The following is a 633-nucleotide window of genomic DNA, read 5'->3' on the forward strand; positions in this document are numbered from 1 at the left end:
CGGCTGCGCCGGGTGCTGTCGCCTGCCCACTCACCTACCCATTTTCGAGCCAGTCTTTTTGGTGGGCGGGCGCTCCGGAAGGACTCACGAGCGGCGTAGCCGCCTACAGCAACGCGATGACCGCGGTTGCGGCGGCGAGCAGCACAACTCCAGCGGCCAACGCATAGCCGAGCGATCCGGTCAGTAGGGCAATTCCGAGGGCAGCGACGACGCACAACAATCCGACGATGAGCCACTCGACCCAATCCGATCCCAACACCGAAAACTTGTATCTGGGACGCGGAGGCTTGACGGCGCGATCCATGACAGTGAATTACCCCCTAGGCAACGAACTCAATCCATTTTCTACCATACTGACCGGTCTTATGGGGAAATAGGAATGCAATTCGATATCCTGAATGTGGATTGTCCGAATATCCTCCAGCTTTCAATTGTTCAAACAAATCCAGATTTACAGCTATTGAGCCCGAAACAATCGTCGAGTCGGTAAATCGGTCGAATAGCGACGTATGCACTCGGCGTTCTGTCCAAGTGTCACCCCCGTGCCCGCAGGATTCGGGCCCTCGTCCGGACTAGCCCGGATCTTTCACGCGGGGCGCGTGCTGGCCTGAGCGGTTCGGGTTGATGGTTTCG

General features: G+C 57.7%; 1 protein-coding gene. It reads right to left on the minus strand.

Annotation, left to right across the window (positions count from 1 at the left end):
- Nucleotides 1-103 precede the first annotated feature (103 nt).
- A complete protein-coding gene (locus tag ACHIRB_RS11160; RefSeq protein ID WP_199703698.1) occupies nt 104-259 on the minus strand; it encodes a hypothetical protein in 156 nt (51 codons plus the stop codon).
- Nucleotides 260-633: the final 374 nt, after the last annotated feature.

This window comes from Antrihabitans spumae, from assembly GCF_043944905.1.
Classification (GTDB): Bacteria; Actinomycetota; Actinomycetes; order Mycobacteriales; family Mycobacteriaceae; genus Antrihabitans; species Antrihabitans spumae.